This window comes from Sphingobacterium sp. LZ7M1, assembly GCF_024296865.1.
Lineage (GTDB): Bacteria > Bacteroidota > Bacteroidia > Sphingobacteriales > Sphingobacteriaceae > Sphingobacterium.
Genome location: NZ_CP101134.1, coordinates 3,158,227 through 3,174,023, shown reverse-complemented (window position 1 = coordinate 3,174,023; position 15,797 = coordinate 3,158,227). Strand labels below are relative to the sequence as shown.

Below are 15,797 nucleotides of genomic sequence, written 5' to 3'. Positions count from 1 at the left end.
GATCCATGATCTTTATCTTTTATCGGAACCTCCGTCTAAATACTAAATATTTAGTACTAAATACTTAATTCAGAACAGTTTTGGATTTACCTGTTTCCTCATCATGCTGAGTGGCAATCAGGGTAGAGGTTGGTTCCAAAGGATGTTTCTTTACAAATTTTGTAGAGGCCAGATATTCTTTGTTTCCGGCATAGATATACATCAGACTTCCACCTTTGATCGTATTGATGATCGGTTTGGTCAATTCGCGAGGTAGGGCAGGGCAGCCGTAGCTTCTTCCTAATCTACCGGTAGATTTAATGATATCTGTACTGCAATAATCAGCTCCATGAACCACGATGGCCCTAGGTCTTGCTTGATCATTGATTCCTTTTTCAAGTCCATCCAGGCGCAATGAGAATCCATTTCCGCCGTAATAGGTTTCTTCAGCATAGTAGAATCCAAGTGAACTTTGGAAAGATCCGTGTTTGTTAGAAAAAGATTTTGCAAATTTTTCACCGCTGTTTCTTCCATGGGAAACTATGTTGTGGTATAAAAGCTTTTTGGCTTTCATGTCCAGGACATACATTCTTTTGTCGGTTGAAGGCAAGGTGAAATCAATGATGGTCATGATGTTCCTGTTCTTCGGGTTCAATTGCTGGTAACCTTGCATAGCTTGCTCGAAGGCGTCCCATTTAATGATCCCTTGCAGTTTCATTTCATCATATAATTCTTTAACTGGATCTTTTACTACTTCTACTTTTGTCTGTGTGATTTCTTTAGGAGCATTTACTTGCGGATTGATGTTTAGGTCTCCAGACATTGTGGAGGTCGCAATAGCCCATAATGAAATAAGCAATAGTTTATTCATAAGCACATTTTCCTAGTCTCTTTTTACAAAGCTAGGAAAAATATGACAATCAAAGTGTTAAATACGGTTCTAGTCTATTACAACCACCAGGGATTTAAAGGGTTTTGACGTGTCGTAAACAAACTTGGCATGAGATGACGCATTTCTGACACACATATGTGACCTTGGTGTCGTACCCAATGACCATGAATACTCCACGATCTTACCTTTTGGATTATTCACCGGAACACCGTGAATATAGCCTCCATTGGTGAATCGGGACGCATATGGGGCAAATCCTTCAATGGTCGTCGTCCCATCGCCGTAATAGAACATTTTTGGTTTTTGTTCTTGGACCATAAAGATTCCAACCGGTGTTTCCATCTGGTGAGGCGGGTTGTGCTGACCCGATGTAGCAGGGTTCATACTGCGGATTTTCCATTCATTTTCGCCCGTTCTTTCCACGGTCATAATATTTTGGTTTGTAACATCTACAATGTTGACATGGGTAATTTTCAGGGAATCACCGATAGATTTAACATATCTTTTCGGCACAAACCAGGTTCCTTCAAAGGAGATACCATTGACCTTGACCATCTTTAGGGTGTCGGCGCTTTCCAAGCTTACCAAGGATCCATCACGGCCGTAAATGGAAGGTTTTTTACTGTCTTCGGCTTGGTATAGCGGTGCAGACTGATATTTTTCGGTGCCTAAGGTGTCGGAAACCCGTTTATAGGCATTACGGACAAAGTTTTCCACAACGGCAGCTTCGCCATTACGGTTTTTATAGTTTTGAAGGACGCCATATTGATGGGGAGCCCTTTGGAAATTTTCAATGAATGCCAATTTTTCCTTGATCTTTTCGATTTGGAATTGGCGGGTGGTATCCTTGTAAGGATAGGTTTCCTCTAAAGAGTGTTTATCGTATTGTAGATCTTTTTCCAGTTTGATGTCAGCTGCAGTGCGAGGTCTTTCCCTTTCTGCTCTTTCCGCTTCTTCTTGAGCTTTTTTAACGCGCTCTATGGAATCTTGCTTTCTTTTCTCAGCAGCACTAGTGGTTTTTGACGAGTTCTTACAGGATGCGACGATTAATAAAGCAAAGAGTAAGGACCAGAAAAAGTAATGTTTCATTCGCTAGTTTGGTGTTTTTTAGTGGATTGTAATCTATTTTTGATGCAAAAATAGGATTAACTTCAATATCAACCTATTGAATACTAAAAATCATTCCATTATTTCGGAAATTAGGAAATTAATTCTCAAATTCATCAAATGAAGCTAAATAACTACATCACCATTGCCGTTGGAGTTATCATTAACAAACAGGACGAGTTATTGACCGTCCAAAAAAATGGCTCCAGCTATTATCAGCTTCCGGGAGGCAAGATAGACGCGGAAGAGCGACCCGTGGATAGTTTGATCCGGGAACTGAACGAAGAATTGCATATTAATTTGGAAGAACAGCATTGTAAGCTCTTAGGCGTACATGAGGCCCAAGCTGTCAATGAAAAGGGAAAAACGGTCCGGGGCTATGTTTTTCAATGTGAATTTGTGGATCAATTTGAAAAGATAGAACCACATGCGGAACTTAGGGAAATCCGTTGGGTAAAAAAAACCGAGATAGAAGAAGTGAAATTGGCCAATCTATTGAAACAATTTGCCTTGCCCATCTGGATGGAAAACTAGTACGTTTGGAGAAAAGTAGGTAAAAAATAAAGGGATTGCCCGTTTAGGCAATCCCTTTATCTATAATAATTATTATCGATTAAAAGTGAAAAGTAACACCAACAGTTGGAGCTAATGAATTAACGTTCAATCCGTATGAATTCACTGTAGATTTTACATCAGTAGCTTCATCAGTTGAAGAACCATTGTTGTAGAACAAACCTTTTACTTTAAATTCAATACCTAAGTTTGAAGTAGGGAAGTAAGCCACACCAGGAGCTAATTCCACACCATAGTTTGCTGTAGTACTTGTTTTATCACCATTTAATTTTTCAGTACCCCATGACATAGGAACAGTCAATTGACCGAAGAATTTTACAGGACCTTCATTGTTACTGTACATTCTTCCAAATGGAGCAACAACAAAAGAAGAATAGTTATTTTTTGTGTCAGGACCATTTTGGCGTTCATTCCAAGAGTAACCAATACCAGTACCTACAGCGATATTATCGGCTACAAAGTAACCCACATTAGGGATAATGCTAAACTCATTTGATTTTGTGTCTGAATCTTTAATAGAATGACCTTGGTAGGTAACTTGGCCACCTAGCATAAATTTACCTTTTTCAGTTTGTGCATTTGCTGCTAATCCTAATACTGCTACAGCAGATAATGTAAGTAATAATTTTTTCATGATTTCAATATTAATTGTTTGACTTTATTGTCATATATGGTCAAATAGTCAATATCTGTACCAACTTGATCGACGTATTAGATGTTTAAGCAACTATTTTTTTTAACTAATCAATAAGGTGTTGAAATACAGGTAGTTTAAATTATTTACCGGATTTTTTAATGACAATTAACAAACAATCTTCAAACCATAGCTAATTTCTTCAACTGATAATAGTTAAAATAATAGCCAAAATGTCATGGATTTCGGGAAATCTGTACTGTCAAAAAATCATTTTGTTTGTCAGGTCCTCAAGAATTAGGCATAAGCGACCCTTTTTCGGATTTTGCTGAGCGCTTGAGGCGTCACAGCTAAGATGTTTCTGTGGGATATGCTGAAGGAATGGTGCTGTTCCTTTAATAATTGAAGGTAACTCAAATAGGATTTATAAATTTTAAGTTTTAAATCCAAACCAAGGCTAGATTCTTTAGATTTACGATATTAAGAGAATCTATGGAAAAAAGCGGAAATCCTATACTTTCAAAATCCCTGTTATGGCTCATGACAATCGTATCAGGGGTTGTTGTAGCGAATAATTATTATAATCAGCCTTTATTGGCAGAGATGGCATCAGAATTTGAGGTTTCTGAATCCACAATCAGTAAGATTACCGTCTTGACCCAGCTTGGATATGCCTTTGGATTATTGATGATCATTCCATTAGGTGATAAGCTGTTCAGAAAGAGGTTGATACTTATTGATCTGGTATTTGTTTTTTTAGCCTTGCTTTGGATGGCCATGTCCAAAGAGTTATGGATGATTTCCATGGCGAGTTTCTTGATAGGATGTACCTCCGTTATACCACAGTTATTTGTACCTATGGTTGCGGACCTATCTAATGAAGAGAATAGGTCCCATAATATCGGCATGGTGATGTCAGGCTTGTTGATGGGAATTTTACTTTCCAGGTTTATCGGCGGTATTGTAGGTGATATTTGGGGCTGGCGAAGTATTTATTATGGAGCCGCAGTCCTGATGTTGATTTCATGGATCTTTGTGTACCGTATGTTGCCGGAAATGAAACCTAACTTCAAAGGGAATTATTCTTCCTTAATGAAGTCTGTTTGGAATCTGGCAAAATCAGAACCTATCCTACAATTGGCATCATTTAGAGGTGCAGTTAGTTTCGGTTCTTTATGTGCAGTATTTACCACTTTGGCCTTTCACTTGGAAGAGCCACCCTTTGAGGTCGGTCCATCCGTGGCGGGTACATTTGGCTTGATTGGCGCAGCAGGAGCCTTAGGTGCTGCCTTTGTTGGTAAATTAAATCGAGTTTGGTCTAGACATAAAATTATTACGGTTTCACTTTTTATCCTCCTTTTCAGTTGGTTCTTTACCTATTTTATGGGGAATACCTATTTGGGCTTAGTAATCGGCATTGTCATGATCGATCTGGGATTGCAATCTTCGCATATCATGAACCAATCCGATTATTTCGCTATCAAGACCCCTGCAACAAGTAGGTTGAATACGGTTTATATGGTGACCTACTTTATCGGAGGTTCTTTCGGTTCATGGCTGGCAGCACAGGCTTGGGGATTTGCCGGTTGGACAGGAGTATGTACAGTAGGGGCAAGTTTTGCGGTCTTGGGGCTGGTCTCGCACCTGCTGCTGGCGAAGAAAGTGAATGAAATGAAGAAAGGTGATTTGAATTAAATTTTTAGGGCTAAATAATAGTCGATTGAAGGATTGTTTTGAACCAGGATTGGGATTCGACTCCCCTTCGGCTTCGCTCAGGGAGAGCTCACCCAACGAGGATGAGAGAATGGACCAAGATTTGGGTCAATTTGTCGCAGGAAAGTCCCCAATACGTTAGGGGCGTATCGAATACGCCCGCCCCATACAAACATGAATTAAAATCATTTTCTTCGTTACTTTTAAAGCCCAAAGTAACCAAACCGACGAAGGAGCTCACAGATACCAATTCTCTTCGTTACTTTTGAAGCCCAAAAGTAACCAAACCGACGAAGGAGCTCACGGATACCAATTCTCTTCGTTACTTTTGAAGCCCAAAGTAACCAAACCGACGAAGGAGCTCACGGATGCCAATTATCTTCGTTACTTTTGAAGCCCAAAAGTAACCAAACCGACGAAGGAGCTCACGGATACCAATTTTCTTCGTTACTTTTGAAGCCCAAAAGTAACCAAAAGGCTTCGGCTCATTTAAGATGGCTTTTCGCACGGTCATCCGCACATGGACAAGAATGCCTTGTTGTCGGGAATATCTTCCTTCAAAATTCTCCCTTTTGATGGAGAATTTTTTGAAAGCATTCCAAGGCCAATCCCATCGCACAGGGCAACGGCATTCTTTCCATTTTTCCGCCATTGGAAATGAGCCGGGGGCTAAAGGGCTTCCTCCGGAAGGTGAATGTTTGTAATGGCGAACCCACAGCGTGGGTGAAATGTTTTTCTATACCTTTCTGTGTCACCCTGAGGGCTTGCCGAAGGGTCTCGGAACTATCCATACTTAACTTGAAATAGTTTTCTCATCTTACGATGACAACCACCTCAAAAAAATAAAATAAAAAATAGATTCTTCGTTTCACTCTGAATCCCTCTTTAATGCATTTTGATTCTGAACGATTAGTGGGGAATCTGTACGGTTCTCTACTACTAATGTGTGTCATCCTGCACCGAAGGTGCAGGAACTGTACGCCAGTGCAACCCCTTATTATTCTGAGATGTTTCGTGCCTCAACATGACAAAAAAAAGGAAAGAAGGTTCAGGAAAGTACAGCAATGTAATCCTCAACCAGTTTATCGATTTGGTCTGTTTTATTCCGAGATGTTTCGTGCCACAGCATGAAAAAAAATGAAATGTCAATGTCCTCTGGAATTTATTTTCATAGATCCTAAATCCTTTCCTCTTAATCCAATTTCACTGCATTTAATCTCAATGAATTGACAATTACAGAGACAGAACTCAAGCTCATGGCTGCAGCTGCGATCATTGGGGACATCAGAATCCCAAAAGATGGATATAATATACCGGCTGCAATGGGAATACCGATGACATTGTATAAAAATGCGAACAATAGGTTTTGCTTGATGTTCCTCAGCATGGATTTACTTAGCTTGAAGGCTTTGTGCACGCCGATAAGATCTCCTTTTATCAAGGTGATTTCTGCACTTTGGATGGCAACATCTGTTCCGGTGCCCATGGCAATACCCACATCTGCTTGGGTTAAAGCTGGAGCATCGTTGATTCCATCACCGACCATGATCACCTTTTTACCAGCCTTTTGCAGTTCTTTGATACCATTTAGTTTGTCTTCAGGCAATAAACTGCCTTTCGCATGGTCGATACCTGCCTCTTTCGCAACGATATCTGCAGTATTTTGGTTGTCACCAGTAAACATATAGACTTCAACACCCTCGTCCATAAATCTCTTGATTACCTCTATGCTGCTTTTTTTCAAAGCATCAAATGCGGCAACCAAGCCAGCAACTTTTCCATCGATGGCAAGTACGGATACAGAATTTCCCTTTTTCTGTAATTCCTCAATCTTTTGGAGTTGTTCATTGCTGACCTCGATATGCTGTTCTTCCATTAATCTTGGTGTTCCAAGTAAGGCGGTCATATGGAATATATGGCCTTTGACACCCTTGCCTGAAATGTTTTCAAATTGAGCAACATCTAATAGCTGTAAGCCATTTTCTTTGGCCTTATCCGTCATGGCCTGTGCCAGCGGATGGGTACTGTTTTTATTGACAGATGCTGCAATCTGAAGGATGTCATTTTCTGAGAATTTGTCGTTTTCTGAAGTAACCTCAGATACGGAAGGTTTACCTTCTGTAATAGTACCTGTTTTGTCCACAACCAGCACATTGGCTTTTTCAAGTTTTTCCAGCGCTTCTGAGTTTTTGATCAGGATACCATTTTTTGCTCCTTTTCCAATTCCCACCATAACAGACATAGGCGTTGCAAGACCTAATGCACAAGGACAGGCAACAATCAATACAGCCAACATATTTGAAAAAGCCATGGCCGTACTATTGGGGACAGATGATATGTTCCAAAGGATAAAGGTCAAGATTGCAATGGCAATAACGGCAGGGACAAATATTTTGGAAACCTTATCGGTCAGTTTTTGAATAGGAGGTTGACTTCGACTGGCATTATTTACCAGCTGAATGATTTGGGAAAGGAGGGTTTCAGAACCCACCTTTTCCGCTTTGATCAAAATCTCATGGTTTCCGTTGATGGTTCCACCGATTACCTGATCGTCTTTTGATTTTTCAACGGGAATAGGCTCTCCGGTAATCATGGCTTCGTCGATGGAAGTATTACCTTCAGTCACAATTCCGTCTACTGGGACTTTATCTCCTGCTCTTACCCTTAAGATATTCCCTACTTTAACATCGTGGATCGATATTTTCCTTTCTTTTCCATTTTCAACCAGGATAGCTTCAGCAGGACTTAATTTGATCAATTCCTTAATGGCAGAATTAGTTTTAGAATGGGCTTTGGCTTCCATTACCTGACCTAATAAAACCAAGGTAAGGATGACCACAACGGATTCGAAATACAGGTGGACCTCTCCATGATGCCCCTTTAGTTCTTCAGGGAAGATCTGGGGGAAGAAAAAGGCCAATAAACTAAAAATAAAAGCTGCTGCTGCTCCTAAGCCAATCAGGCTGAACATATTCAGGTTCCAAGTCTTGAAAGAGGTCCATGCACGTTGGAAGAACATCCAACAGGTATAGAAAACTACAGGTAATGTCAAGATCAATTGCAACCAGGCATTGACTTTATACGGGATAACCTGACTGATCGGTTGACCGGGCAACATATCGCCCATGGACAGGATAAATACAGGCACTGTACATGCGACGGAAATCCAGAATTTCTTTAGTAGGTCCCGATAGTGTTGGTCATCTTCTTCGGTAACCTGATTAGGGACAAGCTCCATTCCGCAGATTGGGCAATCTCCAGGGTGATCCTGAACGATTTCTGGGTGCATGGGGCAGGTGTATTCCACTTTAAGGGTGGTATCAGGAATTTTTTCCAAATTCATTCCACAAACTGGACAAGAACCAAACTTATCGTAGACTTTATCCCCTTCACACATCATAGGGCAATAGTATTTCCCAGCATTGTTGGCATTGACCGTCGGTTGTGCCTGATGTTGATGGGAGGGAGCATTGAAGTCCACTTTTTCCACAGGGCGTAAATGCATATTACAAACCGGACATCTGCCAGGTTCATGATAAATCTTGTCCTTACCCTCGCAAAACATTGGGCAGATATATTCTCCACTTTCAGATAGCTCAGGCTCATGCGAATGTTGATGATGCATGTGCGGGGCACTTCCTTTCTCCTGGATATGGTAATGTCCACCTAATTCATCCAATTTATTTTGTAGTTCTTCGGTGGAAATGGCAGATTTTGCTTTGATTTGGGCTTCTCCCTTTTCAAGATTTACGGTAGCTTGAAGTTCCGGAATTTCATTCAGTTTTTTCTCCACATTAGTCCTGCAGCCATTGCAGGTCATTCCAGTCACTGAGAATATCTTTTCGGTTGGAGCATGACTGTCCAGATTTTCCTCTTGATGGATCTGATAATGTCCGCCCAGTTCATTGAGCTTATCTTGAAGATCGGTAATATGGATAGGTTCGTCGGCCTGTATCTGGGCCTCCGCTTTTTCAAGACTTACTTGAGCTTTGATCCCAGGAATCTCATTCAGCTTTTTCTCGACGTTGGTCCTACAGCCATTGCAGGTCATACCTGTTACTTTATATGTGTGATTCTTCATCATGCTATTGATCGTTATTAATGAATACAAATTTCAGGAGAATTGGGTTTAGAATTGTTACATAATTTCCATTAATAGTTATAAAATTATGTAGAATTTGCAGGAAGATCCGTAAATTCATAGAAACCTAAAACGAATGAGCATTTCAAGAAGAGAATTTATTTACAAGTCAGCTTTGTTATTTCCTGCCTTGCACCTAACATCATTATATGGTAGGACGAAAAAACAATCTACCCTGCGTGTTGGCGCTATTGGTATCAAGGGGATGGGTTGGTCAGATTTAAGTTCCATCCTAAAAGTATCCAATGTAAGTTGCACCGCTATCTGTGATGTGGATGATGCTGTGATTCAGGAAAGGCAGAAACAATTAGAAGCTTTAGGTCAAAAACCTAAGGTATATAAAGATTATAAAGCCTTATTGAAAGATCCTGAGGTCGATGCTGTCATAATCGGTACGCCTGACCATTGGCATTGCCTGATGTTGGTGGATGCCTGTAAAGCTGGTAAGGCAGTTTATGTGGAGAAACCCATTGGGAATTCCATTGTGGAGTGTAATGCCATGCTAGCAGCGAAAGAAAAGTATAACAGCATTGTGCAGGTAGGACAGTGGCAACGATCGCAGAAGCACTTTAAGGATGCCATTGAATTTGTGCACTCAGGGAAATTAGGGAAGGTTCGCTTAGTAAAAGCTTGGGCTTACTTAGGTTGGAAAAAGCGTGTTCCAGTTGAGCCTGATGGACCAGTTCCAGCAGGTGTTGATTATAAATCTTGGTTAGGTCCCGCTAAGACAAGACCATTCAATCCGAATCGTTTCCACTATAATTTTAGGTGGTACTGGGATTACGCAGGTGGTCTGATGACCGACTGGGGAGTCCATCTATTGGATTATGCGCTATTGGGGATGAAGGTTTCAGATCCGAATTCCATCATGGCAGCAGGAGGTAAATTTGCTTATCCTGATGATGCAGGTGATACCCCTGACACCTTGACTACTGTCTATGAATTTGATGGATTCAATATCCAATGGGAACATGCAACCAGTATTTCAGGAGGTCCATATAGTCGTGAACACGGTATTGCCTTTATAGGTAACAATGGCACTTTGGTATTGGATAGAAATGGCTGGGAAGTGATTCCAGAGATGGATAGGATGGAGGCTGTTCCCTATCAGAAGAAAGTAGACAATGGACTGGATTTGCACATGCAGAATTTTGTGGAAGCCATCCGGACCAAAAATGGAAATATTTTAAATGCTCCCCTAGAGGTAGGAAGTCATATTGCTAAATTCTCCCAAATGGGAAACATTGCCTATAGAACAGGGAAAAAGATCTATTGGGAGAAGGAAAAACAACGATTTAAAGAAGCTGAAGCCAATAAATTATTGGCAGCGGGCTACCATAATGGCTTTAAGTTGCCTCAGGTTTAAATGATGGGGTATAAGGAAGATTTAGGATTGATGGAATAATTTTCTTTCAAGGTTTTGAAGAAACGTGTATTCATCTGATTATCTTCCAAAATAAAGGGCACAAAAACTTGGTTATTATGAACGCTGAGTTCATAATAACCAAATAATATTTGATTGTTCTTCTGAACAGATTTAACCGCACGAACTTGCTGAACATCCTTCAGCAGATTAAAAGAAACTTTATTTCCACTTAGCCATTCAATCATCACATCATTGGTATTTGGATTGAACCAGATCCTTTGATCCTTGGCATATTTCAATTGATTGTTCAAGAGAAATAGTTGGCTCATGAGATAGAGACTGATCGGAAGCATGAAAAGGATAATCTTGACCTTCATGGCCAATACGATCGTGATAATAAAGAGTACAACCCCTATACCTACACTGAACAGGGTGTTCTTGATGGTCCTTTGGATAATGGGCGCGCCACTTTCCACAAGAAAAAAGCCTTGCTTATTGCTTTTTTGAACAGCAGTAGATTTGCCCTTCATCATCACTCTTCGCGACAGAAAGTAAATCAATATACCGACAAGGATTACAATAAGAAGGATTTTGTTCATGATTAATATTGTTCAGATTCGTTAGGGTATTCTTGCGCTTTCACGTCAGCCACGTATTGCTTCACGGCTTTGTTGATCTCTTCATTTAAGTTTAGGTATTGTCTCAAGAATTTAGGTTTAAACTCTTGCGTAATACCCAGCATATCATTAACAACCAATACTTGGCCATCGCAAAGATTACCTGCTCCAATTCCTATGGTCGGGATGTCCAACATTTTAGAAACTTCGCCTGCTAAAGCTGCAGGAATCTTTTCCAGAACAACGGCAAAACATCCTGCTTCTTGAAGGGCTAAGGCATCTTCCTTTAATTTCGCGGCTTCAGCATCTTCTTTAGCACGAACACCAAAATCACCAAATTTATAGATGGATTGAGGGGTCAAGCCTAAGTGTCCACAAACCGGAATTCCAGATTGTACGATTTTCTTGATGTTGTCAATGATTTCAGTTCCACCTTCTAATTTGATGGCATGTACGCCGGATTCTTTCATCATCCTGACCGCTGCTTTGTAAGCATCTTCAGTAGCACCTTGATATTCACCGAAAGGAAGATCGGCGATGACCATGGAGCGTTTAGCTGCTCTAGCTACCGCTGAAGCATGATAGATCATATTGTCAAGCGTAATAGGCAGTGTGGTTTCAAAACCTGCGAAAACATTGGCAGCAGAATCGCCTACCAACAGAATATCAACACCGGCATCATCTAAGATTCTTGCGGTTGAATAATCATAAGAAGTAAGCATACTGATTTTCTCCCCTCTGTTTTTCATATCGCGAATAATAGATGTTGTAATTCGCTTGATTACTTTATTTACTGACATGTTAGATTGCTTTTATTGCAAAAGTAGGCATTTTTGTAGGAGTATCAACCTGAATGTTAACCTATTGCTTAAACTACGCTGAATTATAGAAAATTAGCAATAATTCTTATTTTTGCGGTTATGGCTCAACAAGAGAAAAATCTATTTAAATATCCGAAATTCAACGAACTGATCATACACGAGGATGACAACCTCATTGTTATCAATAAACCTCCCTTTGTGGCCTCATTGGATGCAAGGGGAGGTGATGAGGTGAATATCCTTCGCTTGGCGAAAAACTATTTTCCAGACGCACAGGTCTGTCACCGATTGGACAAGGATACTTCCGGTGTTCTCCTGATTGCGAAAAATCCAGAAACCTATAGGCTCATGTCAATAGAATTCGAAAAACGTAGGGTCGATAAAACCTATCATGCCATTATTGGAGGGACCCATGTTTTTGAAGATCTTCTGGTGGACTTACCGATCCTGAACCAAGGAAATAAGAATGTGACCATTGATCGCTATAATGGGAAACCTGCAGAGACAATTTTCAACAGTATCCAATATTTCAAACATTTTACTTTAGTGGAGTGTAAGCCGATTACTGGTAGGATGCACCAAATCCGTATCCATCTTGCTACCCAGCATGCTGCCATCGTAGGCGATGCGATGTACCGTGGGAAACCTGTATATCTTTCCCAAATCAAGAAAAGAGGATTTACACTTTCTAAGGATCAAGAAGAATTGCCGATCATGAAGCGCTTTGCTCTGCATTCCAAGGCGGTTAAGTTTACTTTGGATGGTAAAGAATATGCATTTGAGGCAGAATATCCGAAAGATTTTGCTACTTTGTTGAAACAGTTGGAGAAATTTGATTCATAATCATGGCCGAAAAGAAAAACAACACAAAAAATATTTTATCCTGGGTCCTTATTATTGTTTTGGCAATATTGGTATTGACACCAACGACCAGAACAGCAATTCAAAGAGGATTAATGAAAATAGGTCTTTTTAATCCCTCAATCCCAAAACAAACGGCTGCAGAGCCTTCCGCAACCCCAATGGTGATGACGGAAACAGTAACTCTATCCGATGATACCGGAAAAAGGATCCAAACCCATGAACTCCAGGGGAAAGTAGTCTTTATCAATTTCTGGGCAACTTGGTGTGGTCCTTGCCGTGCCGAAATGCCATCTATCCAAAAACTATATGATAAGTATAAGGATAATGATAAGGTTGTGTTTATGCTAGTAGAGATTGAGCATAATGCAGATGGTGCGAAGGCGTTTATGGAAAAGGAGAAGTTGAATATGCCCATATTTTATCCTGAAAGTGAGATACCAACAACTTGGTTAAGTGGATCTATTCCTTCCACGGTTGTGCTGAATAAACAGGGAGCCCTTGCTTTTGACCATAAGGGCATGGCAGACTATTCAACCAAGGAGTTTGAGGATTTCATGATCTCATTAATAAATCAGTAATATATAATGACCAAGAAAGAGCTAATAGACAATATTAAAAGAAAGAAAAGCTTTTTATGTGTAGGATTGGATACCGATATCACGAAAATTCCAGAACATCTCTTAGATGAGGAAGATCCAATTTTTTCATTCAATAAAGCTATCGTTGAAGCCACTGCAGATCTTTGTGTAGCTTATAAACCGAATATTGCTTTTTATGAGAGTTATGGCGTGAGAGGTTGGGAATCCCTGCGTAAGACCTGTGAGATCTTGCCAAAGGATTGTTTCAGTATTGCAGATGCCAAGAGGGGCGATATTGGCAATACCTCCAAGATGTATGCGCAGGCTTTTTTCAATCCGGAATCTTCGGGGTTGAATTTTGATTCCATTACCATTGCTCCTTATATGGGAGAGGATTCGGTTACTTCATTTCTTGATTTTGAGGGTAAGTGGGCAATTGTACTGGCATTGACCTCCAATCAAGGTAGTTTGGACTTTCAGAATTTCCAGAATGTAGAGGGAAAGCAATTGTTTGAAGAAGTCATCGACAAGGTAAATACTTGGGGGAGTTCGGAGAATCTGATGTATGTTGTTGGAGCTACACGTGGGGAAGCATTCACTAAAATTAGAGAGCATGCTCCCGATCATTTCCTGTTGGTTCCAGGTGTTGGAGCGCAAGGTGGATCATTGGCTGATGTGTGCCAGTATGGAATGAATAAAGACTGTGGACTTTTGGTCAATAGTACCCGTGGAATTATCTACGCTTCTAAAGGTAGAAACTTTGCTGAGAAAGCTCGTGAGGAGGCTGTGCTATTGCAGAAAGAAATGCAAGAGCAACTTGAAATCCATGGAGTTATCTAGGTTTATCTGAATTAAAAAATAAAATTAATATAGTGCAGTCTTTTCTCAAAAGGCTATAAAAACTTTCATGATCGTTTGAATTTCGGCGAAAACATGAAAGTTTTTTTAAATTCTGAATCTTTGGCATAATAATTTGTGGAGATGCAGGGATAATGAGTTTTATGAATAAAGTAAAGTCATCCCATTTGTGGGGTTTGCTTGCAGGGGTCGCCTGTTTGAGCAGTTGTAGTTCAGTTTATTTGCCCAATGTTCCAGCAACACCGATGTTTAATAACAAAGGAGAAGGGTATATTGCGGCACATGTTAACCCTAAGGGGAACCTAAGCGGCAACCTAGGTGTTGCATTTACCGACCACCTTGCCATTATCGGAAATGGCTCCTATATCAATTACCATTCAGACAATAATGATTTCAAACAATATCTGTATGAAGGTGGATTAGGCTATTATACGGTAGTTGGAAAAGCTAAGCGAAGTGTACTGGAATTCTATGGAGGTTATGGCGTAGGAGCGACAACCGATGTTGATAAAAGGGCGAGCACCACAGGGGCCGATCCAGTGGAAACAAGAGACCTTGACTTCAACAAAATCTTCGTTCAGGCAAATTTTTCGTCAACAAGAAAAAACAAGATTAATCTTTTTGGCAAGAAGAGGACTCTAAACTATGGAACAGCAATTCGCTTGAGCCGTGTCAAGATGGATCGATTTGAGCTTAATGGGGTTGCCTCACAGCTTGAAGAGAATGTGTATATAGAGCCTGTTTTCTTTACGAGGTTGGAATTGAATAAAGGGTTTCAAATCCAATATACCAATGGTTGGAATATTGGTCTGATGGACAATCAGTATTTAAAACCTGGAAATGCTGTTTTTACACTTGGTTTGATTTATAATTTTGGAAGAAAGTAATAGAATATGAGAAAATTAATAGGAATAGTATCCGTTCTGGCAATCCTGATGTTATCTGGTTGCCAAGTAAACAAAAAAGCCCAGATCAAGGCTTTGGCGGACTGCGAATATGATGTCGAGTCGGTTGATCAGGTGAAGTTCAATGGCAAGAATTTGGAATCTTTCAAGGGAGCGGATGGGAACTATAATATGTCCTCGATTGCAGGATTGGCGGTAGCTCTGTTCAGCAAGGAACTTCCTCTAGAAGGTAAGGTGAATCTGAAAGTTACCAATCCGGAAGCTCAAAAAGCTGCTTTTAACTCTTTCAAATATGTCATTGAGATCCAGAATTCTCCTCTGTTTGAGGGTACGGTAGATCAGAATGTAAGTTTGACCCAAGGGCAAAGCACCATTGTTCCGATGACATTCAAAGCCAATATCTTTAATAAAGCCAAAGAAAATGGCTTTGAGAAGTTTTTCGATGAACTCCTGAACAAGAAATCTGAAGGCTTTATGGTCCTTAAGATCAAACCTTCTATCCGTATCGCAGGACAGAATATTTATTATCCATCCTATATCACCGTCGATAAGAATTTTGGCAGTAAGATATTTAAGCTGTTTAAATAACAGAAAAGGGGCAAATGAAATTTGCCCCTTTTCTGTTATTTGGATTTGAGATGTGAGATATGAGTATTGAGATGTATAAATTCGCCAGCAGGGGTGGGATCTTTGTAGAAGGGCAGAGCGATTAAGGGATAATCCCTAGCGGGGGTGAAATATTTTTCAGT

15 protein-coding genes are annotated in these 15,797 nt (G+C 40.3%); 8 read left to right on the top strand and 7 right to left on the bottom strand.

Annotated features, from left to right (window positions below; translation table 11 throughout):
* Positions 1-64 precede the first annotated feature (64 nt).
* Positions 65-850 (bottom strand): murein L,D-transpeptidase catalytic domain family protein, encoded by a 786-nt coding sequence (locus tag NMK93_RS13710; RefSeq protein ID WP_237219580.1) that lies wholly within the window; start codon positions 848-850, stop codon positions 65-67.
* A 69-nt stretch (positions 851-919) separates the two neighbouring features.
* Complete coding sequence (locus tag NMK93_RS13705) at positions 920-1,960, bottom strand: L,D-transpeptidase (protein ID WP_254527894.1); 1,041 nt, start codon at positions 1,958-1,960, stop codon at positions 920-922.
* 138 nt (positions 1,961-2,098) lie between these two features.
* Here NMK93_RS13705 and NMK93_RS13700 point away from each other — a divergent pair, with 138 nt between their 5' ends.
* Positions 2,099-2,512 carry an NUDIX domain-containing protein gene (locus NMK93_RS13700; RefSeq protein ID WP_254527892.1) on the top strand — a complete coding sequence of 138 codons (414 nt, stop codon included), beginning with the start codon at positions 2,099-2,101 and terminating at the stop codon, positions 2,510-2,512.
* A 79-nt stretch (positions 2,513-2,591) separates the two neighbouring features.
* On the opposite strand, the gene NMK93_RS13695 is transcribed toward NMK93_RS13700, so the two are convergent.
* Entirely contained in the window at positions 2,592-3,185 is a 594-nt protein-coding gene (locus NMK93_RS13695; protein WP_254527889.1) for an outer membrane beta-barrel protein, read from the bottom strand.
* A 540-nt stretch (positions 3,186-3,725) separates the two neighbouring features.
* Between NMK93_RS13695 and NMK93_RS13690 the strand changes: the two genes are divergently transcribed.
* On the top strand, positions 3,726-4,880 hold the full coding sequence (locus NMK93_RS13690; protein WP_254527887.1) for an MFS transporter: 1,155 nt from the start codon (positions 3,726-3,728) through the stop codon (positions 4,878-4,880).
* A gap of 340 nt (positions 4,881-5,220) precedes the next feature.
* Here the strand turns inward: NMK93_RS13690 and NMK93_RS13685 are convergent, their stop codons facing one another.
* Positions 5,221-5,550: a hypothetical protein gene (locus NMK93_RS13685; RefSeq protein WP_254527885.1), complete on the bottom strand. Its 330-nt coding sequence runs from the start codon at positions 5,548-5,550 to the stop codon at positions 5,221-5,223.
* A 540-nt stretch (positions 5,551-6,090) separates the two neighbouring features.
* Positions 6,091-8,982, bottom strand: coding sequence for a heavy metal translocating P-type ATPase (locus NMK93_RS13680; RefSeq protein ID WP_254527884.1), 2,892 nt, complete (start codon positions 8,980-8,982; stop codon positions 6,091-6,093).
* A 133-nt stretch (positions 8,983-9,115) separates the two neighbouring features.
* On the opposite strand from NMK93_RS13680, the gene NMK93_RS13675 reads away from it, so the two are divergent.
* Complete coding sequence (locus NMK93_RS13675) at positions 9,116-10,405, top strand: Gfo/Idh/MocA family protein (RefSeq protein ID WP_254527883.1); 1,290 nt, start codon at positions 9,116-9,118, stop codon at positions 10,403-10,405.
* Here the strand turns inward: NMK93_RS13675 and NMK93_RS13670 are convergent.
* Together NMK93_RS13670 and panB are read right to left on the bottom strand one after the other, a co-directional pair.
* Positions 10,402-11,004 carry a hypothetical protein gene (locus NMK93_RS13670; protein ID WP_254527882.1) on the bottom strand — a complete coding sequence of 201 codons (603 nt, stop codon included), beginning with the start codon at positions 11,002-11,004 and terminating at the stop codon, positions 10,402-10,404. The two genes, NMK93_RS13675 and NMK93_RS13670, sit on opposite strands and share 4 nt — an antisense overlap.
* Positions 11,005-11,006: 2 nt before the next feature.
* Complete coding sequence (panB, locus tag NMK93_RS13665; protein ID WP_185213655.1) at positions 11,007-11,822, bottom strand: 3-methyl-2-oxobutanoate hydroxymethyltransferase; 816 nt, start codon at positions 11,820-11,822, stop codon at positions 11,007-11,009.
* Between the two features lie 120 nt (positions 11,823-11,942).
* Between panB and NMK93_RS13660 the strand changes: the two genes are divergently transcribed.
* The 5 genes from NMK93_RS13660 (at position 11,943) to NMK93_RS13640 (ending at position 15,636) form a co-directional block, all read left to right on the top strand.
* The gene (locus NMK93_RS13660; protein ID WP_185218416.1) at positions 11,943-12,686 is read left to right on the top strand and encodes an RluA family pseudouridine synthase; all 744 of its coding nucleotides are present in this window, start codon (positions 11,943-11,945) and stop codon (positions 12,684-12,686) included.
* A gap of 2 nt (positions 12,687-12,688) precedes the next feature.
* Positions 12,689-13,285, top strand: a complete 597-nt coding sequence (locus tag NMK93_RS13655; RefSeq protein ID WP_254527881.1) for a TlpA disulfide reductase family protein — start codon at positions 12,689-12,691, stop codon at positions 13,283-13,285.
* Between the two features lie 6 nt (positions 13,286-13,291).
* Complete coding sequence (gene pyrF, locus NMK93_RS13650) at positions 13,292-14,125, top strand: orotidine-5'-phosphate decarboxylase (protein WP_254527880.1); 834 nt, start codon at positions 13,292-13,294, stop codon at positions 14,123-14,125.
* Positions 14,126-14,286: 161 nt separating this feature from the next.
* The gene (locus tag NMK93_RS13645) at positions 14,287-15,030 is read left to right on the top strand and encodes a hypothetical protein (protein WP_185218413.1); all 744 of its coding nucleotides are present in this window, start codon (positions 14,287-14,289) and stop codon (positions 15,028-15,030) included.
* 6 nt (positions 15,031-15,036) lie between these two features.
* Complete coding sequence (locus NMK93_RS13640) at positions 15,037-15,636, top strand: hypothetical protein (protein WP_254527878.1); 600 nt, start codon at positions 15,037-15,039, stop codon at positions 15,634-15,636.
* The last annotated feature ends 161 nt before the right edge of the window (positions 15,637-15,797 follow it).

Bases quoted from the DNA above. Each gene is read 5' to 3' on its own strand.
- NMK93_RS13710 (WP_237219580.1), bottom strand. From the start codon at position 850: ATGAATAAACTATTGCTTATTTCATTATGGGCTATTGCGACCTCCACA.
- NMK93_RS13705 (WP_254527894.1), bottom strand. From the start codon at position 1,960: ATGAAACATTACTTTTTCTGGTCCTTACTCTTTGCTTTATTAATCGTC.
- NMK93_RS13700 (WP_254527892.1), top strand. From the start codon at position 2,099: ATGAAGCTAAATAACTACATCACCATTGCCGTTGGAGTTATCATTAAC.
- NMK93_RS13695 (WP_254527889.1), bottom strand. From the start codon at position 3,185: ATGAAAAAATTATTACTTACATTATCTGCTGTAGCAGTATTAGGATTA.
- NMK93_RS13690 (WP_254527887.1), top strand. From the start codon at position 3,726: ATGACAATCGTATCAGGGGTTGTTGTAGCGAATAATTATTATAATCAG.
- NMK93_RS13685 (WP_254527885.1), bottom strand. From the start codon at position 5,550: ATGGCGGAAAAATGGAAAGAATGCCGTTGCCCTGTGCGATGGGATTGG.
- NMK93_RS13680 (WP_254527884.1), bottom strand. From the start codon at position 8,982: ATGATGAAGAATCACACATATAAAGTAACAGGTATGACCTGCAATGGC.
- NMK93_RS13675 (WP_254527883.1), top strand. From the start codon at position 9,116: ATGAGCATTTCAAGAAGAGAATTTATTTACAAGTCAGCTTTGTTATTT.
- NMK93_RS13670 (WP_254527882.1), bottom strand. From the start codon at position 11,004: ATGAACAAAATCCTTCTTATTGTAATCCTTGTCGGTATATTGATTTAC.
- panB (WP_185213655.1), bottom strand. From the start codon at position 11,822: ATGTCAGTAAATAAAGTAATCAAGCGAATTACAACATCTATTATTCGC.
- NMK93_RS13660 (WP_185218416.1), top strand. From the start codon at position 11,943: ATGGCTCAACAAGAGAAAAATCTATTTAAATATCCGAAATTCAACGAA.
- NMK93_RS13655 (WP_254527881.1), top strand. From the start codon at position 12,689: ATGGCCGAAAAGAAAAACAACACAAAAAATATTTTATCCTGGGTCCTT.
- pyrF (WP_254527880.1), top strand. From the start codon at position 13,292: ATGACCAAGAAAGAGCTAATAGACAATATTAAAAGAAAGAAAAGCTTT.
- NMK93_RS13645 (WP_185218413.1), top strand. From the start codon at position 14,287: ATGAATAAAGTAAAGTCATCCCATTTGTGGGGTTTGCTTGCAGGGGTC.
- NMK93_RS13640 (WP_254527878.1), top strand. From the start codon at position 15,037: ATGAGAAAATTAATAGGAATAGTATCCGTTCTGGCAATCCTGATGTTA.